This window comes from Microbacterium karelineae, assembly GCF_009745985.1.
GTDB lineage: Bacteria > Actinomycetota > Actinomycetes > Actinomycetales > Microbacteriaceae > Microbacterium > Microbacterium karelineae.
On sequence record NZ_WFIX01000114.1, the window covers coordinates 1 to 622 of the forward strand.

1 protein-coding gene is annotated in these 622 nt (G+C 37.9%); it reads right to left on the reverse strand.

Translation table 11 applies throughout. The features are described 5' to 3' along the window. The coding region (locus GB932_RS22155; RefSeq protein ID WP_197517214.1) for a peptidyl-prolyl cis-trans isomerase at window positions 1–622 on the reverse strand (622 nt) is incomplete at both ends.

The following is a 622-nucleotide window of genomic DNA, read 5'->3' on the forward strand; positions in this document are numbered from 1 at the left end:
CAATTTAGAGACTACGTATACATCTTGTTCTTTATAAGGACCAAAAGTCTGACCTACCGCTGCTGCTGTGATCTGATCTTTGATTGTTGGAGGTAATTGTGCAGGATTCAGATACTGAGGATTGAATGGTGCATCAGAATTTGCTGCAACAAACATAGAATCGTTTTTAGTATTCTGGAAGTTTTCAGTTCCTCCACTTGCATCTGTACCTCCTGAATATAATTTTGTAATTTCTTTCAGGGCTGCTGCATCATCTGCTGCACTAGGTTTAGATGGGAAAAATACAATACCGATATTTCTGCTTGGCTCAGCTTTGAACATTACAGGGTGCTTCTTGATGTAATCAGCAAGATCCTGTGTGGTAACATTGATCTTTGTTTTTTGAAGATAAGCTGCGTAATCTACTTTTACAAAGTCGATATCTGCAAGCTGATCTCTCTGCTTCATCAATTCTTCAGCTTCTTTCTTACCTGTAGTAATCCCTGCTGAAAGATTAGTAAACACCTGTCTTGCCATTAGTCTGTACTCGATTGTCTTTCTCGTTTTCAACCATTGTGCATATCCCTGAGGATTGGTGTTTTGTAATGTTTCAATTTCTTTTTTAAGCTCTTGAGTTTTAAAG